At 38.2% G+C, this 26236-nt stretch carries 21 protein-coding genes and 1 pseudogene; 18 read left to right on the top strand and 4 right to left on the bottom strand.

From position 1 onward, the window contains the following. Positions 1–20 precede the first annotated feature (20 nt). Positions 21–1586, bottom strand: a complete 1566-nt coding sequence (locus tag KFZ56_RS14950) for a glutathione ABC transporter substrate-binding protein (RefSeq protein WP_309228309.1) — start codon at positions 1584–1586, stop codon at positions 21–23. 386 nt (positions 1587–1972) lie between these two features. Between KFZ56_RS14950 and KFZ56_RS14945 the strand changes: the two genes are divergently transcribed. The 9 genes and pseudogenes from KFZ56_RS14945 to KFZ56_RS19630 all read left to right on the top strand — a co-directional run bounded on the left by KFZ56_RS14945 (position 1973) and on the right by KFZ56_RS19630 (position 12668). After that, the gene (locus KFZ56_RS14945) at positions 1973–3154 is read left to right on the top strand and encodes a hypothetical protein (protein ID WP_222642759.1); all 1182 of its coding nucleotides are present in this window, start codon (positions 1973–1975) and stop codon (positions 3152–3154) included. A 72-nt stretch (positions 3155–3226) separates the two neighbouring features. Beyond that, positions 3227–4492, top strand: a complete 1266-nt coding sequence (locus KFZ56_RS14940; protein ID WP_222644012.1) for a metal-dependent hydrolase family protein — start codon at positions 3227–3229, stop codon at positions 4490–4492. A 225-nt stretch (positions 4493–4717) separates the two neighbouring features. Then, positions 4718–5569, top strand: a complete 852-nt coding sequence (locus KFZ56_RS14935; protein ID WP_222642757.1) for a Cof-type HAD-IIB family hydrolase — start codon at positions 4718–4720, stop codon at positions 5567–5569. Between the two features lie 335 nt (positions 5570–5904). Further along, a pseudogene (locus tag KFZ56_RS19635) lies at positions 5905–6084 on the top strand (transposase); the annotation flags it as partial. A gap of 607 nt (positions 6085–6691) precedes the next feature. Next, entirely contained in the window at positions 6692–8854 is a 2163-nt protein-coding gene (locus KFZ56_RS14925) for a peptidase domain-containing ABC transporter (RefSeq protein ID WP_222642754.1), read from the top strand. A 276-nt stretch (positions 8855–9130) separates the two neighbouring features. Beyond that, positions 9131–9319, top strand: a complete 189-nt coding sequence (locus KFZ56_RS14920; RefSeq protein ID WP_222642753.1) for a hypothetical protein — start codon at positions 9131–9133, stop codon at positions 9317–9319. Between the two features lie 292 nt (positions 9320–9611). Beyond that, the gene (locus KFZ56_RS14915; RefSeq protein ID WP_222642751.1) at positions 9612–10928 is read left to right on the top strand and encodes a glycosyltransferase family 2 protein; all 1317 of its coding nucleotides are present in this window, start codon (positions 9612–9614) and stop codon (positions 10926–10928) included. 328 nt (positions 10929–11256) lie between these two features. Then, complete coding sequence (locus tag KFZ56_RS14910; protein ID WP_255585163.1) at positions 11257–12477, top strand: hypothetical protein; 1221 nt, start codon at positions 11257–11259, stop codon at positions 12475–12477. Further along, positions 12441–12668, top strand: coding sequence for a hypothetical protein (locus KFZ56_RS19630; RefSeq protein ID WP_255585162.1), 228 nt, complete (start codon positions 12441–12443; stop codon positions 12666–12668). The genes KFZ56_RS14910 and KFZ56_RS19630 overlap by 37 nt, the downstream gene beginning before the upstream one ends. A 181-nt stretch (positions 12669–12849) precedes the next feature. Here the strand turns inward: KFZ56_RS19630 and larA are convergent, their stop codons facing one another. From larA to KFZ56_RS14895, 3 genes are all read right to left on the bottom strand, one after another. Next, complete coding sequence (larA, locus tag KFZ56_RS14905; RefSeq protein WP_222642749.1) at positions 12850–14112, bottom strand: nickel-dependent lactate racemase; 1263 nt, start codon at positions 14110–14112, stop codon at positions 12850–12852. 72 nt (positions 14113–14184) lie between these two features. Next, the gene (locus tag KFZ56_RS14900; protein WP_222642748.1) at positions 14185–15315 is read right to left on the bottom strand and encodes a 2-keto-3-deoxygluconate permease; all 1131 of its coding nucleotides are present in this window, start codon (positions 15313–15315) and stop codon (positions 14185–14187) included. Continuing rightward, the gene (locus KFZ56_RS14895) at positions 15312–16472 is read right to left on the bottom strand and encodes a glycerate kinase (protein ID WP_222642747.1); all 1161 of its coding nucleotides are present in this window, start codon (positions 16470–16472) and stop codon (positions 15312–15314) included. The genes KFZ56_RS14900 and KFZ56_RS14895 overlap by 4 nt, the downstream gene beginning before the upstream one ends. Before the next feature lie 142 nt (positions 16473–16614). Here KFZ56_RS14895 and KFZ56_RS14890 point away from each other — a divergent pair, with 142 nt between their 5' ends. From KFZ56_RS14890 to KFZ56_RS14850, 9 genes are all read left to right on the top strand, one after another. Beyond that, positions 16615–17709 (top strand): CdaR family transcriptional regulator, encoded by a 1095-nt coding sequence (locus KFZ56_RS14890; RefSeq protein ID WP_222642746.1) that lies wholly within the window; start codon positions 16615–16617, stop codon positions 17707–17709. Between the two features lie 131 nt (positions 17710–17840). Beyond that, complete coding sequence (locus KFZ56_RS14885) at positions 17841–18518, top strand: GntR family transcriptional regulator (protein WP_222642745.1); 678 nt, start codon at positions 17841–17843, stop codon at positions 18516–18518. Then, complete coding sequence (locus tag KFZ56_RS14880; protein WP_222642744.1) at positions 18515–19711, top strand: CaiB/BaiF CoA transferase family protein; 1197 nt, start codon at positions 18515–18517, stop codon at positions 19709–19711. Before KFZ56_RS14885 ends, KFZ56_RS14880 begins: the two co-directional genes overlap by 4 nt. A gap of 29 nt (positions 19712–19740) precedes the next feature. Further along, positions 19741–20655, top strand: coding sequence for a hydroxymethylglutaryl-CoA lyase (locus tag KFZ56_RS14875; protein WP_222642743.1), 915 nt, complete (start codon positions 19741–19743; stop codon positions 20653–20655). A 15-nt stretch (positions 20656–20670) separates the two neighbouring features. Continuing rightward, the gene (gene leuC, locus KFZ56_RS14870) at positions 20671–22089 is read left to right on the top strand and encodes a 3-isopropylmalate dehydratase large subunit (protein WP_255585161.1); all 1419 of its coding nucleotides are present in this window, start codon (positions 20671–20673) and stop codon (positions 22087–22089) included. Beyond that, positions 22089–22721: a 3-isopropylmalate dehydratase small subunit gene (gene leuD / locus KFZ56_RS14865; RefSeq protein ID WP_222642740.1), complete on the top strand. Its 633-nt coding sequence runs from the start codon at positions 22089–22091 to the stop codon at positions 22719–22721. Before leuC ends, leuD begins: the two co-directional genes overlap by 1 nt. After that, positions 22715–22963 carry a hypothetical protein gene (locus KFZ56_RS14860; RefSeq protein ID WP_222642738.1) on the top strand — a complete coding sequence of 83 codons (249 nt, stop codon included), beginning with the start codon at positions 22715–22717 and terminating at the stop codon, positions 22961–22963. Before leuD ends, KFZ56_RS14860 begins: the two co-directional genes overlap by 7 nt. Beyond that, positions 22963–24456 carry a sodium:solute symporter family protein gene (locus tag KFZ56_RS14855; RefSeq protein ID WP_222642736.1) on the top strand — a complete coding sequence of 498 codons (1494 nt, stop codon included), beginning with the start codon at positions 22963–22965 and terminating at the stop codon, positions 24454–24456. Before KFZ56_RS14860 ends, KFZ56_RS14855 begins: the two co-directional genes overlap by 1 nt. Positions 24457–24977: 521 nt before the next feature. Further along, positions 24978–26225 carry a flavin-dependent oxidoreductase gene (locus tag KFZ56_RS14850; protein WP_222642735.1) on the top strand — a complete coding sequence of 416 codons (1248 nt, stop codon included), beginning with the start codon at positions 24978–24980 and terminating at the stop codon, positions 26223–26225. The last annotated feature ends 11 nt before the right edge of the window (positions 26226–26236 follow it).

Raw genomic sequence — 26236 nt, 5'->3', positions numbered from 1 at the left:
TGTTCTAGAACATTTTCATCTTAGTCAATCGTAACATCATTTAACATCAGGAGACCGGAAGGATGTATCCAAAATCCTTCTACACCTTTTTGAACTGCTGCGATGTCTTGTGAATGTCTAAGATACGTGTAAGGTGCATCTTCTTTCTCGATTTGTTGTAACTCGCTATAGATTTCGTTACGTACATCAGGATCATTCTCTTGTCTTGCCTGATCGATCAATTCGTCTACTTCCGGGTTATCGTAGAAAACACGATTCCCTTGTGGCCCCATAGAATCCGAATGAAACATATAATATTGGTTATAATCGCCATCACCTGTCATATTTGACCAACCGAGGACAAACATGTCATGATTCCCGCTGGATGTTTGTTCTAAATAAGCACCCCACTCCATTACGTCAACGGAGACATCAATTCCAACCTCAGCCAATTGTGCTTGTGCAACTTCAGCGACATCTATTCTAGCTTGATCATCATTCGTCCAAATGGTCGTTTCGAAACCATCCGGGTAGCCTGCTTCCTCTAGAAGTTCCTTTGCTTTCTCAGGATCATATTCGTATCCTTCTAATTCAGGCGAATGGCCAATAACGGAGGGGCCGATGGGACCTTCCGCATAAACGCCAACCCCATTATAGACGTGGTCGATGATGGCTTCTGTATCCAATGCATAGTTTATTGCTTGTCGCACAAGTTTGTCATCGAATGGTTCTTTATCCATATTTACGCCAATATAGTCGACGCCTAATCCTTCATTTTCATGTAAATCCATATCTTCTGAACCCTCAACTCGAGGAACATCACTCGTGTTAATTGGTTCGGCAATATGTGCATCACCGGTTTCAACCATAGCGATTCGAGTCTGTCCTTCAGGAATCACTGTGAAAGTTACATCATCCACTTTTGCCGGATCGCCCCAATAATCTTCATTTTTTACGATGTTTATTTCAGCTCCTGGCTCCCAGGATCCAAATTCAAAGGGCCCAGTACCAACCGGATTTTCCTGTAATGAATGTTCTCCATTTTTGTCTTCTTCTATCGCTTTTGGACTGATGATAGCTCCAGCATAATGAGCTAGGTTCGCTGGCAGGGGAGAAAATGGATAATCTGTTATAAGTCGAATGGTATAATCATCAACAATTTCTATATCGCTAATCATGTTGAAAAGATCAGCCCGCGGTGAAGCAACTTCTTCATCAGTTACCCGTTCCAGATTTGCCTTCACGGCTTCTGCATTGAAATCCTCTCCGTCATGAAACTTCACATCTTCCCTTAGCGTGAATTCCCATGTTTTATCATCTACTTGTTCCCACTCTGTAGCTAGTCCAGGATGCAATTCCATTGTTTCGTCTTGGACAAGAAGCGTTTCATAGATTTTATTGTTATGGATATTGGCAGAGGGAATATCCGTACCAAGGTGTGGATCCAATTGCTGTGCATCGGAGCCAACTGCAACGACAAGTGATCCACCTTCGTTATTTTCATCAGGTTCTCCTGAAGCATTCTCTGAATCTGGCTCACTAGCACATGCTCCTAAAATAATAAGTAGTCCTGCTAATAAAATTACTTGAAAAAATACCCTTCTCACCGTGATTATCATCCCTTCTTGTTGTTTAATAACGTTTGTTTCCTAATTTTTTAACATTTGTATCTATTAATTTGAAAGTATATTTAATTGAATGCATAATGTCAATACTTTCTACTATATTGGTATCGAAATGTTGGATAAAAATAATTTAATCTTTATTTACTGAAATAGCCGGAAAGTAACCATACCATAATGCAGGCATCTGTAATCATCTGAATTTTGTCGAATTTTGTTATTGACATTTTGTTTTTTTAATCTTAATATAGAAATAATTTAATTCTTTAGCGAATTAACGTAACTTAATTTAAATTTTTGGATGATTGGAGGAAGAGGTTTTGTAGGAGCCGAAGAAATAGTTTAAAAATAAATTAAAGGGGTTGGTATCATTGTTTAACGAACCATTAATCGCTGCGATGTTAATTTTTGCACTCTTCGCATTAGGGGAATTTCTCTCTGTCATCTCAAAAGCAAGGATACCGATGCTCTTTGTTGTCATGATGGGCTATCTGTTGTTGCTGTGGACAGGAATTTTCCCGGAAGATATTGCGGAACAGGCGAATCTTACGGCATTTGCATCCATGCTTCCTGCAGTACTCATTGTGCACATGGGGACTTTAATTCCTTTTCAGCAGTTGAAAGAACAGTATAAAGCCGTATTAATTGCACTGGCTGGAATAGTGGTCGCTGCATTACTTATTATAGCGATATGTGTTCCTATCATTGGCTATACGTCTTCCATTGCAGGAATAGGTCCATTAACAGGAGGAATCCTTGCACATGTAATTACTTCTGAAAAACTTACGGAGCTGGGGCTTGTTAGTTTGATTACCATTCCTGCACTAATATTGGCTTTGCAAAATTTTATAGGCATGCCACTTGCCACTTATTTTTTACGCAAACGTGGAGCTACCGTTAAGAAGGAAATGAACCAAACAAGTTTTAAAGAAGTAGCTGCAACATTGAATGAAGTAGAGCCCGGTGAAAAGAAAGGTAGGCGAAAAGGCCTGATTCCTGAAAAATACCAAACCCAAGTCATCTTACTTTTCCAAGTCCTCCTTGGGGGTTCAATTGCGGTAAGTTTGGATGCGTTAACGGGGGTAAATTATAGTCTATGGGCACTTGCTATTGGTCTCATCGGCACATATTTTGGCTTTTATACTGGTAATGTAATGGAGCGTGCCAATTCGTTTGGTATAACAATGGCTTTACTTATTGTTGTTGTCATGACCTCCATGAATTCAATCACGCCAGCGATGTTTGCCGATTATTTACCGCAAGTAATTTTAGTTATGGTGGTTGGTATTATCGGAATTCTTATTGGAGGCTTTATCATGTCCAAATTATTTAAATGGGATCCAAATAAAGGGATGCCTGTTGCATTGACTGCATTGTTTGGTTTTCCTGGTGATTATATTATTTGTGATGAAGTTAGCAGAAGTGTCAGTGATAATCAAACAGAGCAAAAGGCAATTTTTGATGAGTTGTTGACCCCAATGCTTGTTGGAGGTTTTACTACCGTGACAGTTGCATCCATTGTCATTGCAAGCATCTTGGTTGGAACACTTTAATTTTTCCGTTGTTTTATGCTCTAAAGCAACGAATTGCAGGTTTTTAAAAAAATAGAATGGAGTGTGTGAATGATGACATATACATTGGTGAAAAATGGAACACTTATTGATGGAAACGGCGGGGAGCCTATACGAGACGCTGCGGTATTATTGAAGGATGATCAGATTGAAGCTGTTGGTAAGTTGAGTGATATACCACAAGTGAGTGAGGTACATGAAATTGATGCGCAAGGAGGTTATATTCTTCCGGCTTTCATTGATACGCATGTTCATATGATGATGCAAAAATCTGCCTTGCAAAAAACACTTGAAACTCCTTTTTCGTTCAAATTTTATCAGGCGATGGAATATATGAAACGTACGGTGAATGCTGGCATTACAACGGTTAGAGACGCCGGATTTACGGACGTTGGTGTGAAAGAAGCTATAGCGCAAGGACTTGTACTTGGACCACGTATGCAAATAAGTGTAAATCCAATTACGATTACAGGAGGCCACGGTGATTCATGGATGCGCTCTGGAGTGGATATTACGGATCCAAGTTACCCATCGTTGCCGAGCGGGATTGCTGATGGACCCGATGAAGTGCATAAAAAAGTAAGGGAGATGCTACGAGCAGGTGCTGATATTATTAAAGTGCATGCTACCGGAGGGGTAATGAGTCCGACTGATCACCCGGAATTCACACAATTTTCACAGGAAGAGTTGGAAATCATGGTACGTGAAGCCAAATTCCGCCGTGGCGTGAAAGTAATGGCACATGCTCAAGGAGCAGAGGGTATAAAAAACGCCATCCGTGCAGGGATACATTCTATTGAACACGGGATATTTCTGGATGATGAAGCGATTGAACTGATGCTTGAGCACGGTACGTATTTAGTGCCAACACTACTTGCTCCGCTGTCCGTACTAGAAGCGGCTAAAGTTAGCAATGATATGCCGGAATATGCCGTTGAAAAATCTCGTGAAGTTATAGATATTCATAACGCGAGCGTTGCGAAAGCATACAAAGCAGGTGTGAAGATTGCGATGGGTACAGATGCTGGTGTAATGCCACATGGCACAAACCTCCGTGAGCTTAATCTAATGTGCAACATCGGCATGAGTCCAATGGAATCACTTGTTGCGACCACGAAGGTAGCTGCAGAATGTATGGGCTGGGGAGACACACTCGGAACCCTTGAAGTAGGAAAAGTGGCGGATCTTGTTATTGCGAAAGAAGATCCGATTGCAGATATTACTAGTTTGGAAGATACGAATAATATCGTAACGGTTCTGAAGAATGGTGAGGTTGTGAAGGATTTGCAGGAAGAGATTGCTGTTGGAATGAAGGGATAAACCCAAAAACATGATAAAAACCAGCGTACTGTATATGGGTGCGCTGGTTTTTATTATGTTTTTGGTCATGGATATTCTAGCCTTTCTAATGAAAGTGTTGAGTCTAAAAGGCGGCATACTGGCAATTAACGAATGTAAACAGACTTGTACATGTAAATTATTCGGAACCGACGGATGACATGATTTATAATAGATATTATGCGATTAGCGCAAGGAGGAATGGAAATGACATTAATCGCAATTGATCTCGATGGAACCCTATTGTCAGATGAAGGTTTTATCAACGATCAAAATAGAAAGGCAATTCATGAAGCACAGCGACAGGAACATATAATTGTAATTTCTTCAGGTCGTTCCCTTCATGATTCGAAACAAATTTTGACAAATGCAGGACTGAACTGTCCAATAATAACAGGAAATGGAGCAGTTGCATCCCACTCCGGAGAAATTATTCAAAACCTATATCTTTCGGCAAATGTCGTATTAGAAATGATCGATGTTATTGAAAAGAGTGGATTATATTATGAAATTTATACGAATAAAGGCGTTTTTATTGAAGGAGATAGGAGAGATTTTTTAACCCGGGAAATCAATCGTATGAAGGAAAGGATAACTGATTTTGAATGGGAAAAGGCAAATGGTATTGTTGAAAAACAGTATCAACAGCATGGAATCACCTATGTCCCCAACTATCGGGAAATCGACTATACGGCTTTAGACGTGTACAAACTCTTTGTTCTTTCATTTGATGTGGAAAGACTCACGCAATTGCAAGATCATTTAATGGAAAGAAATGATATAGCCCTCACCACTTCAGGTAGGCAAAAACTTGAAATAGGAAATCCGGAAGCGAGTAAAGGTAATGCCCTGAAATTCATTGCGAATTATTTTGGAGTACCTATGAAAGATACGGTAGCTATAGGTGATAATCGAAATGACCTTTCCATGTTCTACGAAGCAGGTACAAGTATAGCGATGGAAAATGCAGAAGAAGTCGTGAAAAAGCAGGCGGATCATGTTACGAAACATCATAATCAGGATGGAGTCGCGTTTGGATTGAGGAAGTGGGTTTTGTGAGAGGGACATGGGAACAGGCCCCATAGCCGTCAAGCTAAATAGGGGAGAAGAAGGCACGATTAGATTGCGGAATATTCAAACACTACCTAATTTACTAATGAACCGATTGGTAATGGTTGGTTAAAACTGATGTAACTAGGCTCATTACTCCACACAATTTATGGATCTCCTTATTTATAAGGAAGATCTAAAACATCAAATGGGCTATTATGACTCTTCCTGTGATCATTTTTACCGTGTCGTCTAAGCATTTTCGTAGATGATCTCTATGATTTCAAACACGGCTTCTATATTAGTTTGTAAGGGAGATACAAGGTGTGGAAGAGCCTCTTTTACTAGATACCCATGATCTTTATCCGATTTATTCCATCAGCTGGCAGGTTAAGATTCTATTTAAAATATGGAAATCTCTATTCGAAATCCATGAGCTTCGAACAGTGAAGCAAGAGCGATTGAAATGTCAATTATATGGAATATTGATATGTATCCTTCTTTCTTCCAATATCTTCTTCAGGCTTCATATTTGTAGGCGTCCGGCTGATAAAGAAGGTTCCGCGCTTATCGGTAACCTTCTTAAAACTTGCCCTATAGTATCCTAAATCTCGTAAAAGCAGGTCGCCAGGTGCAAGAGAACCCATCATATGACAAGAAGCTTCTCTATCACAGTTGGTTTCGGATAAACCGAATTATTTAGGAATACGCCTTGAAGCCAGTCATATATTCCAATTGTATCTTCACTCCTGAGCCCTAGGCTCCCGGATAATTGTGATAGTCGTTCGGAAGGCGAAAAGATGTCGAGTTCATAATTCTAATGCGTGAAAAAAGTTGATCCAAATATTAATGAAGAAGAAATTCCAGCATGACAAGCTATCAATTGCTGATATACTTGATGTCTTTTCCGATGTCCATAAAATCATCCTTCCTTAGAAAATCTTTCTAGGAATGATAACGTTTGAATAGGATATAGTATATTGGTTGCTTTATTGATGGAATGTAATAAAAGGCATATTTTCTTATATTCATGCGTGATAAAATGAAAATTACTATATGATTAAAAATAACTTACTAACAATTATTATATTAAACTTAACAGAAAAAGGACAAAAAAGGATGTGCAAGATGTTGAGTTCTAAAGTTCCGTTTATAGAACAAATGAGTCAAACTGAATGCGGAATTGCGTGTATTGCTATGGTTTCTGGTTTTTACGGTAAACATGTTCAGGTCCACGAAATCAGAAATTTAATAGGTGTTGGAAGGGATGGAAGTACATTATATGATCTGTTAACCACTTCAAAGGAATTGGGATTTACAGCTAAGTTTTTTGAAGGGGAGGCTTCTCAGCTTTATCAAATTAAACTACCTGCGATTTTATTTTGGAACCATAATCATTATGTCGTGTTAGAGAAGCTAATGGAAAAAAAAGCTATTATCTTGGATCCTAGTGAAGGGAGGAAGACTATTACTTTTCAGGAACTGGATAAATGTTTTTCAAATTATGTATTACAACTAAAACCTAATGAAACTTTTAAAAAACAAAAGGAAAATAGTTTATGGAAGCCTTATTTAAATATATTAAGTGATAAGAGGTTCATGTTATTATCACTTTTATTTTTTAGTATTATCTTACAGTTATTTGTATTAGTTATACCAATTCTGACACAAAAGTTTATAGATAATATTTTGTTAGCAGATGTCGTTGATCCTGATTTATCCTCTATACTTATTATTGGTATTATATTTTCATTCATATCCTATATACTGTTTTTTATTGTGCGAAACGAAATTTCTATTAAATTATATAAGTATATTGATTATAAGGTTTCGTGGAATTTTGTTGCCCATTTACTCAAACTTCCATATATTTTTTTTCAACTTCGCCAAACAGGCGATTTATTGTATAGGTTTGCTAATTTGCGCTCGATACGACAAATTTTATCGAATCAAATGATGAGATCATTACTTGATATATTGTTATTAGCAGTTGTAATAATATATATGTTTTATAAATCTCCTTTTTTGACGATTATTTTATTGCTTTTTGTTTGTTTCTCATATGGTTTTATTTTATTTTTACGGAAGTTTTTGTATGAGGCAAACAGAAAGGAATTCACAAAAGATACAAATCTTTATGGTTTTCAAACAGAAGTAGTAATGGGCATGAGTGATATTAAATCTAGTGGTTCAGAGGATAAAATTTCAAATAAGTGGAATAGATTATACCTAGAATTTGCTGATGCGTTTATAAAAAAAGAAAGATTATACGGTTTTTTAGGGGCCTTTACAACTAGTATCACTTTTTTTATGCCATTATTTGTAATTTTAGTTGGATCCGGTCAAGTATTCGATGGGGAGATTACAGTTGGAGAACTTATTGCGCTACAAACTGTCTCATCATTTTTTATAACTGCTTCTAATTCTTTAATCTTAACATTGGAATCATTTTACCAAGTAAAAGTATTATTAAGAAGGGTAAGCGATGTCACTGACACCCCTCCTGAAACCAATGAAAAAGAAATAAAAGAAAAGAAAAAAATAGAAGGTGATGTTTCTTTATCAAATGTTAATTTTTCGTATACGAAAAACGCTGAGAATACATTGGAAAATGTTAATTTGCATATTAAAAAAGGGCAAAAAATTGCTATTGTTGGTCTTTCCGGTTCCGGAAAAAGTACATTGGCAAAAATTATAATAGGTCTCCATAAACCAACAAAAGGAAGAATTATGTATGACGGAATTGATTTTAATCGATTAGATAAACCCTATACGCGTAAACAGATGGGAATTGTAACTCAGGACCCTTTTCTTTTCAATCAAACTATTTTACAAAATATTCGCTTAAGTAATGATGAATTGCCACTGGAGCAAATAATCGAAGCAGCAAAAATTGCTCAAATACATCAAACTATTTCTGAGATGCCTATGGGCTATGAAACAATTGTTTCAGAAGGCGGCGAGAATATATCAGGAGGGCAAAAACAAAGAATAGCCATTGCACGTGCATTGGCACATAAGCCCAAAATTATTGTATTTGATGAAGCAACGAATTCCTTAGATAATATTAACGAATATGAAATTGACAATTATCTCTCAAATATTCAAACTACTAGAATCATAATTGCGCATCGCTTATCAACTATTAAAGATGCGGACCAAATAATTGTAATAGATAATGGAAATATATTATGTAAAGGTACGCATAAAGAACTGTTAGAAGAAAGTACATATTATAACAAGTTATATTCAACCGATTTTGAAGAGGTTGAAAATTATAACAAAATATTTTAAATTCTTGATGAGGTGAGTGAGAGACGAAAAAATGGATTAATATAAGTAAACACCAATAATACTGATATGCATTATACTTGTATCAGGAACTTTAGTTTTTAGTACCCCTTTTATAACCATTATTGAAGTTTGAGTATCATAAGAATTTCTGAGTTAGAAACGTTGATGCTACAGCTACATCAAGAAAAAGTTGACACATACCAAATTAAGTAAATATTTGACGATAATTCTGACATATTATATCATGAAATGCAAATATATTTAGGAGGTATGCAAATGTATGAGAAATTAGTTAAAGAAGTATCAGAAGAAGAATTGAAAAGCTTAGAAAAAGCAGGAGGGGGAGATCAGTGTAAATGGGCACAGATAACATTTCAGCATGATGCTATTCTTGGAGGTATTGGACAGCTCGGTTGTACTAATCCGGAAGGTGCGCTTGAATACATGAATAAAGTATGTAAATAACGAATACAGAGGATGGAACAAAGCAAAGAGGTTCAATTCTAAAGACGAATAATGAAAAATACTAGCAAAGAAAGATATACAGGGGAGCCTGGGATAGAAAAAGAGCCTGGGTAAGAATATCCGTATCCGTGATGCATTACAGAAGCATAGAAAAGATAAAAGTGTGAATGCTTGTCGTAACAGTTATGCAATCAACTTTGGCTGGAACGATACTTTATTTAATGTTCGTATTTTAGTTTGAAAAAATACTTGTGTTCCATCCTCTTTATTTTTAGAAAGGAAATTAAAGAAATTGGATTACTTAATGTTTTTAGATGATAATTGTTTTAAATATTTTTATACAAAAATAAACTTAAACAGTAGTAAAAAAAAACAAATTAAAAATTTGCTTTCATATATTGACGTTTCTAGCTTAGTTCCTGAAAATTCCTTTTTGTTCATAAACGAATTGGATTATATTAGGAAATTTAATAGTTATCCAGATGTTATTAAGAAAAGTACTTTATCAGTAGTATATATTGTTAAAAATGAAGAATATTACATAGAACATAGTATTTTAAGCATATCAGAAATTGCTGATGAAATCATTATAGTAGATACTGGTTCGACAGATAATACATTAAAAATATTAAATGGTATTAAGGCCAATAATTCTAAATTAAAGGTGTTTCACACACAATGGAATGATGATTTTTCTGAAGCCAGAAATTATGCAAATAGCTTAGCATCGAGTGACTGGATTTTAACATTAGATGCTGATGAAAGTTTTAATTCAAATAGCGAGATTTTTAAAAAAGTATTAGATTTCCTTAATTATTTTAATGAATTAAAAAATATTGTATTTAATTTAAAGATAAACAGGACAAACAATACATATACAGCAGTAAAGCTAAAAAAAAATAACCCAGACATAAAGTATATTGGTAAGGTCCATGAAATCTACGCTATAGACAATGGTTTATTGCCTTTTGTTTATCTTGACTTTGAAATAACTTCCTTTGATAGAGTAAGTAAGTCAAAAATTAAATATTATACTAAACTTTTAAATGAAACGATTAAAGAATACCCAGATCATCAGAGGTGGAGATTTTTTTACCTTAGAGATAATTTTAGCACCCTAGATTATCGAAATTTTGAAGAAATAGTAGAAAAATCCCTAAAAGTTAATACCAACGATAAATTTTCTATAGAAAATATTAGAATTGGAGAATATACCTCTAATCTATTAACATTATTATTATATAAAAGTTTAATGCATACTACATTAGATCAGTTTCAGCACTTGTTAAATGTTTCGAAACACTTATTTCCTAGTAACTCTGATTTTATATTTTTAGAGTATTTTTATTACATAGGCGGTATACAGGATGACTATAATAATCTTTTGAATAACTTTTTAGGTATTTATAATAATATGAACAAAACCAATACTTTATTTGACCAAAAATATTTAGATGGGATTTTAGTAAACTTACTTGTATTTAATGGTTATATCGATAAAGCCCGTATTATAATTGACGATTTGTATAAATTGGATCCGGAGTTATTCATATTTAAAAACCCACTTATACAATATTTAATTGACAAAGATAAAGATGTAAACCTTTAAAATTAAATAGCATTGCGGCAGCGTTTGCTTGATTCTTACCTAGCTTTGACGATTCAGTTTTTTTAGGCTCTACAATATTTGCTGGGGCGTCAATCATTTTCTGAATAATAAAAGGTTCACCGTCAAATGTTGGGATGAACGCACGATCATCCTTATATATTATGTCACCCGAATATCCAGCTGTTTGGCTTCAAACCCTGGTAAATGAATGTTAGAATTCAATTGCACGCACTTCTTATTGTATCTGTTTTTTTGCTAACTTCAGTTTAACAAATAAGGAGTTCGCGTGCTTTTTGTTAAGCACAATTGCATGGTTAGGGGTATTTCGATGAAGAGGTTTTACAAGTGGGGACTGGTAACATCGATTTTCAGTTTTACTCTTTTGCACTTTTTTACATACTTTTATGAAAAAACATTTTTACTTGATTTACTAGCTATAAGTGGGGTCGGTTTGTTTGTATTTTCCATTCTTATTTATACACCGAAAAAGATCAAAATGCCACTTTCTTTATTTCTTGTTGGTTTAATCATTTTACTTTTTTCGAATGCACCATTTTTTGTCGGCCTTGTGAATGGTGTCCTGCAAATGCGGAATATGATTGGTTTGATTGTTGTCATACCAATGATTGGCTGGGTACTGCGTGGTGAACCGTATTTAGAAGCAATTATGGCAGCTGCACATAAGCTTATTGGCACAAGTCGTAAATTTTATTTTAGTATTGTTTCTTTGACCCAAATTATCGCCTATTTTCTTATGTTTGGTGCGATCCCGATGATGCACCAGTTGGAGAATTGGTTGTTAAAAGATGAGAAGGGAGAACCTTGGGAACACTTCAAAGGAACAGCAGTATTGAGGGGCTTTTCGCTTTCTGTCATGTGGGTGATCACGATTCCGAGTTTTGCTTTTGTTGTGGAAATCATGGGTGCTTCCCTCAGCATTTCCATTTTCCAAGGATTGATGATTTCGATAGTTGGTATCATCGTAGCACTTATTTTTTCGAAATATGAGGAACGAAAGTATGGCGTAGATTTGACTGCAGGACTTCAGGAAGAAATTGATGACGTCCTGCGCCATTCGGAAAGCAAAAAAGTGACAAACCGGCTTGTGAAGGAGTTTATTTTCTTATTCACAAGTTTGTTTGGCTTGATATTCTTATTGTATGCAACGGTCGATGTGGAACTTCTTATTCTCATTCCTTTGGTGGTCATGGTATGGATTGTAACTTACTATGTGGTAAAAAGACGACTAAATAAATTGGCTGCTGAAGCAAAAAGTTATGCACAAAATGATACGATCCCACAAGCATATCAGCTCTGTGTCATGTTGGGAGCTGGAATGTTGATCTATGGTTTGACGCAGACGAGTTTTGTAGATTTAATGGTGAATGGTCTTTATTCCTTTCAGGAGTCACTACCTTATATCAATGTATTGCATATTTTGCCATTTATGGTGATCTTACTGGGTTTCTTTGGCTTGGGTCCATTAACTGTCATGGTTTTGGTTGGGGGATATTGGAGTCTATACATCTTCCATATCCACCTGAACTAATTGTCCTGGCCATTACTTCTGGGAGTGCTATTTCGATTTTACTTTCCCCGTTGATTATGCCGCTAATTATGTTAAGTGGGTCGAATGGATTAAGCGGGTTTAAGAACGGGGTTGTGTTTAATTGGAAGTATGCAGTGGTGATTTATGTCATGGTGCAGGTTTATATGCAGACATGGGTATGGCTAGGATAGAAATGATTAAGTGAAGTACAATGATTATAAAAAAGGGGGCAATGATGGCTAGTTGCCCCCAATAAAAAACGATGTTTGTAATGGTTATATCTGCAAATATTCTAGAGATTCAGTACCTCCCGAATGTCCTAAAACATTCTTCACATTCACATAATGTCACTGCCTACTATTTACAAGCATATTATTCTTCCACATACGGTATCGTTAAAGGTCCCAACGGCAAAACAGCAATACGCATATCCGCACCATACGTTTTCTTTAAATCTTCTATCGTTTTCTCAATATCATATGTCGGTTTTAGCATCGTTCCTTCTACCTGTTCATCAGTTAGTTTGGAATACACATATACGTCAGCCCAAACTTGAATAACGGCCTGCTTTTGTACCTGCCATTGATCAAACATTTTAAAGTTAGGATCATTGATCATGTCCAGTAACCCTTGTGGGCTGTCGGCCATATCAAAGATCTTGGAATAATTTCCATGATCGGGCAGACCATCCGAACATTCAGATGCGACAATGATAGCGCCGTCTTCTTTTACAATTTTATGTGCAGCACTCATCCCTTTTACTGCCTGATATAAATTTTGATCGAGGGGATAACCAGAATTAGAAGTAATCACGACGTCAAATCGTTCCTCGCAACGGGTCATGGCATGCTCTTTAGCGAATTCGCACCCTCTGTTGTGTGCTTCATAAAGCTCGCCGGCAAAAACTGCTGTAATTTCTTTTTCACGATTTAATGTAACATTTAACATAAAATCCGGTTTGCACATTCCGTTAACTTCACGCGTCATATCCTGAACAGGATTATTCTCCATATTTCCCCAAGTTGCTAGCGGATCGCCAATCATTCTTGCATTATGAAAGGTCATGATAGTCTCAATGCCAGCTATGCCAGGCATCATTCCCTTTGGGCCACCAGAGAATCCTGCGAAAAAGTGTGGTTCGATAAACCCTGTTACGATTCGAAAGTCTGATTTCACATAATCTTTATTCAGATATACATCACAGCCGAATTTACTCTTTCCAACATTCACTAATGAATCTTTGTCATGACAGTGATTATTGACGATTCGAATGTTATCCACGATCCATTCCCCTAGCATCTGTACAAATTCTTCCCGCGTTTGATCGCGGTGCGTTCCTGTTCCATTGATAATGACGAAGTTTTCCAAGGGGACATGATCGAGTTCTTCTATTAATAAGGGAACTAAAATATGATTCGGTGTTGGCCTCGTGATATCACTGATTACGATGGAGACCGTGTCTGATTTCTTCACCGATTCTTTTAGTGGTCGTGAGCCAATGGGGTTTCTTAAGTTTTCCTTTATTGCGGCCTTGTCATTTTCCAGTTTAGGTATATTTTTGGGTTCAATAATATAAGTGTTTTCCGGTAAGTCTATGGTTAGTCCTTCTTTTCCGTAGAGGACTTCTGTGTTCATTCTGTATTCCACTCCTTGGTCGTATTTAATATTATTATAGGATAACGCTTACCTTTTTGAAATGAAAAAGAATTATTTATTTGCAGCATGTTTTGCTTCCTCTTCATTTTTCTCTTTCTTTATTCCTAGGTCTTCTCGAGTTGCATCAATTCCTCTTTTCCTTTGGTATCTATCTACCAGAATTACTCCAAGGGGACACAGTAGTGATGTTGTTATAGTTGCTATGGATATTTGTGCAGTAGCAATCGGAACAATATCCTGTATCACCTCATATTCTGCTGCCGTCATAGCTCCTGAACCTGCTGCTACGGAAGCAGCTGAGGCAACTGCTGGAGGCGTTGCGGTAGCATTTCCTGCTGTAGAAGCCTCAGCAACTGGAGCAATATAACTTTTTTCCTTGAAAAGTTTAAATGTAAAGATCCCTAGTCCACTTGAAATGACAAAGGTAAGAACAGCGATTACTAATCCGCCAGCAAGGACAGAAGCATTAAAGAAGTCTGCTAAATTCATACCAGCTCCTAATGAGAATGCAAAGAATGGTATAGTTATTGTTTCACCTGGAGCCAGAAATTCACGTATTTTTGGATCTAGATTACCCAATATCATTCCGATTCCGATTGGTAATAATACAGCAATAAAGGAAATCACCGGGAAGGCAGTTCCTATAACCCCCAATGATACCAGGGTTAGAAAGGGGCCATCGTTAATAGCGAGAATGGACAACCCTCCCACATCGGATCTATTCCCATATTGTCCGGTTAAAGCGGCATACATCCCACTGTTACTGTTTGTCATACCGGCTACAATTGCTAAAGTGGATAAGCCCAGTATTCCGCTCCATGGGTCAAAGAAAAATCCGTATGCCATTCCAACTCCCAGACCGCCAAGATATTTTGATGTGGTGATAAGGGCCCCTTTTTTTAAAGCTCTTCCACCAATTTTTAAATTCATCTGACTACCAACACAAAATAAGAACAAGGCGATAAGGACGAGTGAACTATCTTTAAAAAGTTCTTGAGAAAATCCGCCGATTTGTAAAAATTCATAATATCCTTCTTCTGTTTCTGGTGCACCGAGTGCTTTTAGAATATCCATTACAAATGGGATATGTAATTGATCAATTGTATTTAGTGTTGTCCCTAGAAGAAGCGGAACTACCATTAATCCACCTGGAACTTTTTCGACTGACTCTTTTATTCTCATGTGTTTAACCTCCCATTATTATTTAGTTTCTGGAAAAAATAAGACCGCACAACTTGTTCAGCACTCCATTCAACCAATTCTTCCGCACGTTCAATCGCTTCCTCTAAAGGCATAGGTCTATTGATAATACTGTTGGCACTTACTACTCCAAAATCGTAGAGTACTTCAAATCCTTTACCAATAGACCCAGCAATCATTATAGTTGGAACATTTCTTTTTTTCGCTGCCTGTGCGACTCCCATTGGGGTTTTTCCGGAAGCTGTTTGGCTGTCAATTTGACCTTCTCCGGTAATCACAAGGTCGGCATCTATTACCTTTTCATCCAGTTTTATATAGTCTAGAACTACGTCTATTCCGCGCTTCATATCGCCTGGAAAAAAGGCCTGAAATGCTCCTCCTATACCACCGGCAGCGCCGGCACCTGGAAGGTCATGTAGTTTTATACCTGTTGTTTTTTCAACTTTATTCGCCCAATGCATTAGATTTTCATCCAGCAATGCGACTTCTGCAGCTGTTGCCCCTTTTTGCGGACCAAAAATAGCGGAAGCTCCATTTACTCCGGTAAGCGGATTTTGTACATCAGACGCAATCCTAAAGGAGCAGTCTTTGATTCGTTTATCGAAATATCTCATGTCTATTTGCTTCATGCGATTTAGTTCACCGCCACCGTAACCGATTTCATGCCCGTTTTCGTTTAAAAGCTGTAGACCTAGAGCTTGCAGCATTCCAGCCCCACCATCGTTTGTCGCTGATCCTCCAACACCGATAATAAAAGAAGAAAATCCATCATCTAGTGCTTGTTTTATTAATTGTCCAGTACCGTAAGTAGTTGCCTGTAACGGAGAAAGATTTCCTTCAGGAATGAGATTTAACCCTGATGCTGTAGCCATTTCAATCACGCATGTTTTACCGTCCCCCAATACGCCATAAGCTGCTTCTACCTTATTGCCTAATGGCCCAATAACCGGGGTATGTTTTATTTTCCCATCGGTAGCTGAAACTAGGGTTTCCATGCTCCCTTCCCCGCCATCAGCCACAGGCAGTAACACTGTTTCTGCGTCATAAAAGGCTTTTTTCACTCCTCTATCTATGGCTTGTGCTGCTTCTATTGCTGTAAGACTTCCTTTAAATGAGTCTGGTGCAATAATGATTTTCATATAATCCCCCTACAGTAATCGCTTTCAACATCTATTATAATAGTATAAGAATCTTGACGAGACATGTCTATGGTTATAACATACGAAAATAAGAAGGAATTTTAACTATAAATTATATACTATAACCAAGGAGTAGAATGGAATGAAGATGTTAAATCAAAAAATTGCAAATTCAATTGTGGAAGAAACGTCGATTCGTCTTCACCGAAACGTTAATATCATGAATACGGAAGGAATAATTATCGCTACACGTGACAATTCCAGAATAGGTTCTTTTCACGAAGGAGCGTTAGAGGTTCTGCAAAGTGGTGAAACCCAAGTTATTTCTGCTGAGCAGGAATCATGGACTGGAACACAGCCTGGTGTCAATCTTCCCATCGTTTTTCAGGGGGAAATAATTGGTGTCATCGGCATTACAGGGGACCCTGCTGAAATGGGGGATGTTGGAGAATTGGTGAAAATGACCACAGAACTTATGATCAGGCAGGAATTTGTCGTCTCGCAAATGGAATGGAAGCAACGAACAAAAGAAATGATCATGGAACAGTTGATGAAAAAGGAACCTTCGTTTAGCGAGATTGACAGGGGACTCAGTTTGCTCCAAATTGATTTTGGTCCCCCTTTTACGACAATGGTTATACAAATAACAAAACGATCAATCACAAACCAGAAATTGATTCAAAAATTGGAGGAAACGATTGGGGATGGAAATGGAATAGTTGCATTTATTAACGTAAATCGATTAATTGTCGCGATTTCCGGTTTAGAAGAGGAAGAAATAAAACGGAAAATCGAAAATACTTATGCTTTATTGAAGAAACGAAATGTTGTTTTTAGGATTGCCTATAGTTTACCTTTCTATAGATTGAAAGAATTCAGCCAGGCATATTTGGACTGTGCTATAACATTGAACATAAGTGAACCTGAAAAAGAAATTATTTCCTTTGCCGAAATTGAAGCAAAATCTTTAATTTATCAAGTTAATGATGATATCACAGAGCGCTTTTCTTATCGTGTCCTGGGAAATTTGGACGAAAATAAGACAAATACATTGGAAGCCTTTTTAGCAAATGACCTTAATATCCAAAAGGCAGCCGATGATTTGTATGTACATCGAAATACGTTTATTTATAGACTTCATAAAATTATAGAGGAGACGGGGTATGATCCAAGAAAGTTTCGAGAAGCTTTGATATTGCAGGTGGCGTTGTGGATTTCAAAGAAGGATAGAGGATGATAAATACGATTACATTCAAGTGTTATTTCAATATACAAACTAATTTAATTTTTGTAAACTGTTGACAATTTACAGTTAATATTTTATGCTATATTGAAATCGCTTTCAAAATCCGACAAAGGAGAAATATAATGGATGAAATTATTAGGGCTGAGCCTTTTCATATCCAAGCGTACAAGCATATTCAGCGCAATTTACTAGAGAAAGAATTTGTACCGGGAGAAAAACTAACAGAAACCGCTTTGGCGACAAAACTTGGAATCAGTCGTGGGCCAATCAGAGAAGCAATAAGAATGCTGATTCACGATGGTTTGCTTATTCAAAAAGGAGCCCATGTGTATGCCTATAACCCTACGTTTAAAGATGTTCTCGATATTTATCTATGCAGGGATAGACTAGAGCCATTGGGAGCGAGGCTGGCTGCTGAGCATATAACAGCTGCCGCTAAAAATGATTTAATCCGGATTGTCGATGAGACGGCGTCTGCTTTACATAATAGAGAAACGAACAGTAAGATCGCAACATTAAATGCAACCTTTCATGAACGTATTATTCAAGCCTCCGATAATAATCAACTAATCCGATTCATGGAACTGATTCGTGCCAAAAACAGTTATATGCGTAATGTGCTTCTAGGGGATTTCGCACGAAAGGGAGTTTTTATTGAGGAGCATAGAGAAATAGCAGATGCCATCATCGAGGGTGAGAAGGAAAAAGCGGAATTATCGATGAGGCGGCATATACAAAAGGATTTAGCTGCATGGGAAAAACTTTTAAAAAAATCAAGGGAAGAGGATGATAGCAAATGAGTACACCACTGGAAGGATTGAAAGTTATAGAACTAGGAAGCCTGATTGCAGGTCCATTCGCTGGCAGGCTATTTGCAGAATTCGGTGCGGATGTTATCAAAGTAGAGGCCCCTGGAAAAGGCGATCCGCTTCGTGATTGGCGATATATTTATGAAGGAAAGTCCCTTTGGTGGTCGCTGCAGGCAAGAAACAAAAAGTCCGTGACTATTGATCTTAAATCGGGGGAAGGACAGGAAATTGTAAAATCACTGGCCAAAGAAGCAGATATTGTTATCGAAAACTTCCGACCTGGCACGCTTGAGAAATGGGGGCTGGGCTACGAAGAACTTTCAAAAGTGAATCCCGAACTGATTATGGTCATGGTCACTGGATATGGGCAGTCTGGACCATATCGTGATAAAGCAGGTTTCGGCAGTATCGGGGAGTCCATGGGAGGGATTCGTTATATAACCGGATATCCGGAATTACCGCCACCAAGACTCGGGATCAGTATTGGGGATTCATTGACTGCATTATATGCTGTTATCGGAGCCCTTATGGCTGTATACCATCGAGATGTGAAAGGTACTAGGGAAGGCCAGATGATTGATGTGGCACTCTATGAATCTGTTTTCAGTATGATGGAATCCATGCTGCCTGAATACGATAAGTTTGGTGCAGTCAGAGAAAGAACCGGTGCAAAATTACCTGGCATTACTCCGTCAAACACGTATCAGTGTAAAGAAGGAAAGTATATTGTTATTGGTGCAAATGGAGATGCCATTTTCAAACGCTTTATGTATGCCATTGGACGAGAAGATCTAGCAGAAGATGCCCAATTTCAAGACAATAGAGGCCGTTCAAAGCAAGCAGATTTTCTTGATGAAGTTATCGAATCCTGGACAAAAAGCGTTGATTTGGATACGGCTATGAAAACGCTAGATGAGGCAAAAGTACCAGCAGGGCCAATTTATAATATTGAAGATATTGTAAGTGATCCGCAATATCAACAGAGGGAAATGATTCAAGATTTTAAACTAAATGAGCATGATTCTCTGAAAATTCCAGGCATCGTTCCAAAAATGGGCAAAACACCTGGAAAGACAAATTGGTTAGGGCCTGACCTTGGGGCGCATACCAATACTGTATTAACCGATTATCTGAATATGGACGATGAGAAAATCAAAGAACTTCAGGAAAAAGGAATTATCTAAAACGTCATTCAAGAAAGGAAGCAGGTTGTATGGAACGGATTTTTATTCAGGAAGTGGCACCAAGAGATGGACTTCAAAATGAAGATGCATTTATCCCAACTCCTAAAAAGATAGAATTAATCAACCAGCTTAGTAATGCGGGAGTGGATAAAATGGAAGTTACCTCGTTCGTATCTCCAAAGGCAGTTCCAAATCTAAGGGACGCCGAAGAAGTAATGAAAATGATCAAACGGAACACCGATGTTACTTATACGGCTTTGATTCCGAATTTGAAGGGAGCAAAACGGGCTGTCAGTTGCAATGTGGATGAAGTTAATTTGCTTGTATCGGCTAGTAACACGCACAATCTGAAAAATGTCGGTCGATCGACAGAAGAAACGTTTGAAGGGTTCCGTGAAACCATTTCATTTTTAGAAGACAAACGCGTCTTGATAAATGGATCCATAGGTACTTCATTTGGATGCCCATTTGAAGGAAGTATCCCCGAAAGGAGGGTTTTATCTCTTATTGAAAAATACCGCGAACTTGGGGCAAATGGAATCACGCTTGCAGACACGACCGGCATGGCAACACCGAAACAAGTCTATGAACTGTGTAAAAAGGTCATTAGCAGATTTCACGACCTGGATGTTACCCTACATTTTCATAATACGCGAGGGATGGGGCTTGCGAATGTAATCGAAGGGATAAGGGCAGGTGTTACGCGATTTGATGCATCACTTGGCGGAGTCGGTGGATGCCCATTTGCGCCTGGAGCTACAGGGAATATTTGCACCGAAGACCTCGTGCACATGCTCCAATTTATGGATTACGAATTAAATGCAAATTTGGATAAGCTACTTGATGCATCCCACTACCTTGGTAAACTTCTGTCTCATGATTTGCCGGGCCAGGTTGCCAAGGCTGGGAAGATAACTGATCTTCACGATGCATCGAATTTTTAAAAGGGGGAAATGAGATTGAGCGGAAAAACGTTGTTTGAAAAAGTATGGGAAAGGCATGTTATTGAAACAAATTTGGAACAACCATTGATTTTTATCGACTTGCATCTAATTCATGATGTGACATCACCGCAGGCTTTTTCATTATTAAGGGAACAAGGTCGAACCGTTCGAAGGCCGGATCTGACATTTGCCAGTGCTGATCATAACGTTCCTACAAAAGAACGGGACAATATCAAAGACATACTTGCCAAAAAACAAGTAGAGTATCTGATTAAGAATTGCAATGAATTTGGTATCACTGCTTATGATTTAGATCACCCGGATAATGGGATTGTGCATATTATTGGTCCTGAGCTGGGATTAACCACGCCAGGCAAAACCATTGTGTGCGGAGACAGCCATACATCAACACATGGTGCGTTTGGCGCATTGGCATTTGGTATCGGTTCTAGTGAAATCACACACGTATTAGCAACGCAAACACTTCCTCAGAATAAACCAAAGACCATGAACATTCGAATTGAAGGAAAGAAGCCTGAAAGAGTGAGCGGAAAGGATATCATTTTAAAAATAATCGGAGAAATCGGAACCAAAGGTGCTACCGGTCATATCGTTGAATTTACTGGAAGTACCGTGGAAATGATGTCGATGGAAGAAAGAATGACGATTTGTAATATGATTTTGGAAGCGGGAGCACGTTCCGGAATGATTGCTCCGGATGAAAAAACATTTGAATATATGAAAAATCGCTCGTTTTCCCCTAAGGGAGAAATTTGGCATCAGGCTGTTCGCGACTGGAAAGCGTTATACAGTGATGCAGATGCTGTCTATGATAAAGAAGTTACAATTAATATGGAGGATTTAGAGCCACAGGTCACTTGGGGAACAAACCCTGGTCAGGTTACATCTATTTGCGGGCAAATACCTGACCCGGTAATGATGATGGATCCAGTGAAACAAACGGCTGCAGAATCAGCACTCGAATATATGGAATTGGAACCGAATACAAAAATGTCAGAAATAAAGATAGACAAAGTATTCATTGGCTCTTGTACAAATGCCAGATTAGAGGATCTACAAAGTGCTGCCCAAATAATAGAGGGCTACCAGGTTGCTGAAGGAATCACAGCATTAGTGGTGCCCGGATCTTATCATGTCATGCGGCGTGCAGAAGAGGAAGGAATCGATCAGGTATTTATTAATGCTGGCTTTGAGTGGAGGGAACCGGGATGTAGCATGTGCCCGGGTATGAATCCGGATATGGCCGAACCTGGAGAAAGAATTGCCTCCACCTCCAATAGAAATTTTGAAGGCAGACAAGGAAAGGGTGCCAGAACTCATCTTGTCAGTCCTGCTATGGCAGCTGCTTCGGCAATAACAGGTCACTTTACAGATACACGAAATTGGGTTTTCAAGAAAGGGGAGAAAATTTAATGAAGCCAATTCGCAATTATACCGGATCTGTTGTCCCCATAAACAAATCAGATATTGATACAGACATTATTATTCCTACAGAGTTTTTAAAACGAATTGAACGATCAGGGTATGGCAAGCATTTGATGTATTACTGGAGGTACGATGATGAAGGTAACCGAATCACGGATTTCAAATTAAATCAAGAATCATACAAAGACTCCTCTATATTACTGACACGTGAGAATTTTGGTTGCGGTTCTTCACGTGAAAATGCAGTTTGGGCGCTATATGATTATGGATTTCGTGTCATTATAGCACCATCATTTGCGGATATATTTAAAAGTAACAGTAGCAAGAACGGACTTCTATTAATAGAACTGGGGGAATCTATCATTGAGGAGTTATTTTCATTGGAAAAGTCCTCCCCTTCATTTCTATTAACCGTCGATTTAGAAAATCAGATCATAACTAGTGATGTTAGAGATCCCATAACTTTCTCCATTGAACCCAATACGCGAAATAAATTCTTGCAGGGTCTTGATGATATTGAGTTAACGATGACTGTCGAACAGGACATCTTAGCATATGAGGAACAAAGACCGATTTATTTGGATCCCTTTCATAATCACAGGAGGAATTCCATATGTTGAGGTTTATCAAGGAGCCAATCAAAAGTTGGAAACTGTGGGTTGTATTCACTATTTTATTTTTATTAAGCGTACCTTGGTATTTGCCCGAAGGAAGCTATGAGCCACTATTTCTGGGAATCCCATATTGGGCTTGGATCATCTTGTTTGTTTCCATTGCCTTTTCCGTTACCATTACATTTGCGATTAAATACTTATGGATAACCGAAGAAGAGGAAGAATCCGCGCATAAGGAGGATAAATAATGAAGCAAGATTTAGCGTTTGGCGGCTGGTCTGGTATTCTGATCATGGTTGTTTATGGCCTGCTTATGCTGGGGATAGGTTTAATAACATATTTGAGAAACCGAAGAATTCGAGAAAGCAATGAAGAATATTATTTGGGTGGTAAGGGATTAAGTGTCATGGTTCTATTTTTCACATTTTATGCCACCCAATATAGTGGAAATACGATCATTGGTTATATTCCACAAGGTTATCGGATCGGTTTTGAATGGATGCAATCCATCACATTTATGATTCTCGTTTTAGTGGGTTATTTATTATTCGCTCCACGACTATATGTGTTAAGTAGGAAGCATCATTTTGTAACACCATCGGACTGGCTAAAGAAACGCTTTCGATCGAACGGGATAACGATTTTAGGTTCGTTTCTCATGCTTTATGGTTTAGGAAATTATCTCCTAGAGCAGCTAGTAGCTGTCGGACAGGGTGTTTCGGGATTAACTGGTGGAACTATACCTTATCAAGTTGCTGTTGTTTTCTTCATTGTGATTATGCTTATTTACAGCTGGCTAGGAGGAATGCGAGCTGTGGCATATACAGATACGATGCAAGGAATTGCGCTTCTGGCGGGTGTGTTTATCCTTGTTATTGGTTCGATTATCTATTTTGGAGGATTACCTACTTCTGCAGATTATATGGCTGCATTATCACCCGAGAAGCTTGGTGTGCCAGATTCTGGTGGAATAGCCGGCTGGTTCAGTATGTTAATTCTTACATGTATCGGTGCAGCAATTTATCCTCATGCCATACAGCGTGTTTTTTCTGCCAAAAGTGAAAAGACCCTAAAAAACGCATTCATTGGGATGGCATGGATGCCATTTATAACGACAGGTGTCATACTATTAGTGGGTATTATTGGAATTAATGCATTTCCTGGGTTGGATGTAATGGAATCTGAACAGTTGGTTGGTATGATGGCAAATGTCATTGCATCACAAAACGCTTTTTTCTATTGGGCAATGATTTTGCTGTTTGGGGGAATTATTGCAGCTATCATATCTACTGCTGATTCTGTTCTATTAACACTTTCATCGGTTATTTCTAAGGATTTGTACGGCGATTATGTAAATCCGAAAGCCAGTGAACATAAACAGATTTTGGTAGGAAAAATCGCTGGAATTATTGCGGTCGGGGTTCTACTAATTATTGCTTGGTATCCTCCAGCAACGTTATATGAAATATTTGTGTTGAAATTTGAATTACTTATTCAGATAGCCCCAGCTTTCATTTTAGGGTTATACTGGAAACAGCTTCATACCCAATCCGTATTTGTTGGCATGCTTGTTGGCACCATTATTTCTTCCATCATGACATTCTCAAATATAGAACCATTTGGTATCTTTAGCGGACTATGGGGGCTGCTGGTTAATCTGATCATTTGTGTTGCTGGAAGCCTTGCATTAAAAAATACCTTTGCTGATCAAGAGGAAAACGAGAACGTTATTGGATTGTAATTGAAAAGAAAAAGACGAAAAGTGCAGAGTTGGGTAGGAGCTCTGCACTTTTGATATGTTTTATTGGATTACTATAGTGTTGGGAAATAATTGTGTTTGTTTTGAAAGATTATTTAATAACTTTCCCGAGAAGGGTTTGCATTCAACTGCATAAATAGATTATTTCGACTGTAGGGCAAGGTCCTGTCCGAACAGTATAAAATAAAGCCCTAGGCGATGATGTAAGACTCGGTTCCATCGAACAAAGCAATCGTCTGTGAACGGGGAAGCTCCATCAAAATCTTGGATTTAGATGAAGAGGTTCACTGGAACTAAGTCTCCTCCATGTCTATTTTCAGTACCAGTTCCCACATCATCGAGTAAGAAACCTTTGTGGGGAAAGTATGATTTCGAGAATGCATGTAGCTTTTCCTCGATTACACTTTTTGTTCTTGAAAAATTCAGTTTTTATGTGATAATGAGAAGAAGTAAAAAGGCTGCATTAGACAAAAAGTAGAATATATCATCATGGGGGAAGCATTATGTCTGAAACGAAAACGGCGATCATTGTCGGAGGCGGAATTGGCGGGCTTGTGTCTGCGCTTAAGCTTCATTATAGCGGTGTAAAGGTCCGTGTGTTTGAAAGTGTAGAAAATATTCGAGCGTTGGGTGTTGGAATCAACCTATTGCCACATGCTGTCCGTATTTTGACGGAACTTGGATTAGCGGAAAAACTCGAAGCAATCGGTTTGCCTACAGCAGAACTTTGTTATTTTAACAAGTTCGGTCAGAAGATTTGGCAAGAACCAAGGGGATTGCATGCAGGTTATCATTATCCGCAATATTCGATTCATCGAGGTAGGCTGCAAATGCTACTTTTGGAAGCTGTCAAGGAGAAATTAGGTGAAGAGGCAGTGTTAACCAATCATCACCTGATTTCATTTGATACTTTCTCAGATTGTACGGTGGCACATTTTGAGGATAAAAAAACAGGAGCATTTGTAGGATCCTATGAGGCGGATATGATAATTGCAGCAGATGGCATTCATTCGGTTGTTCGTAAATGTTTTTATCCAGATGAAGGGGATCCGATCTTTAGTGGACGGATTTTATGGCGAGGCCTTACAGAGGCTTCTTCTTTTTTAACAAGTAGAACAATGATTATGGCTGGGTTCCAGAATCAAAAATTTGTCGCATATCCGGTTGATCCGGAAGTTTCAGGAGATCGTACACTTATCAACTGGATTGCGGAGCTAGCGGTAGATAAGGAAATGCCCTCCCGTGCTGATTGGAACCGGAAAATAGATAAAGCGAAATTCGCTCCTGCCTTTGCAGAGTGGGACTTTGGATGGTTAAATGTGCCACAACTTATTCGAGATACGGATGCAGTCTATGAGTTTCCAATGGTGGATCGCGACCCTCTGCCAGCGTGGTCGTTCGGCAGAGTGACGTTATTAGGTGATGCAGCACATCCGATGTATCCAATAGGATCGAATGGTGCTTCACAAGCGATTCTTGATGCAGATGCATTAGGACAGGCTATGAAGGAACACTCGAGTGTGGAACTGGCTTTAAAATCATATGAAAAAATGCGACTGACTAATACTGCCAACATTGTAAGAAGCAACCGGAAGAATGGACCAGAACATGTTATGCAAATTGTAGAAGAGCGTGCTCCTGATGGGTTTGACGCTTTAAACGAAGTAATTTCTCGGAAGGAACTTGAGGATATAGCGGGGAGTTATAAGAAAATTGCCGGATTTGATAAGCATACACTGAATAAGCAGTAAGGATGCATTTA

The sequence above is a fragment of the Virgibacillus sp. NKC19-3 genome, assembly GCF_019837165.1.
Lineage (GTDB): Bacteria > Bacillota > Bacilli > Bacillales > Amphibacillaceae > Virgibacillus_L > Virgibacillus_L saliphilus.
This window is presented reverse-complemented; position numbering and strand designations above follow the sequence as displayed.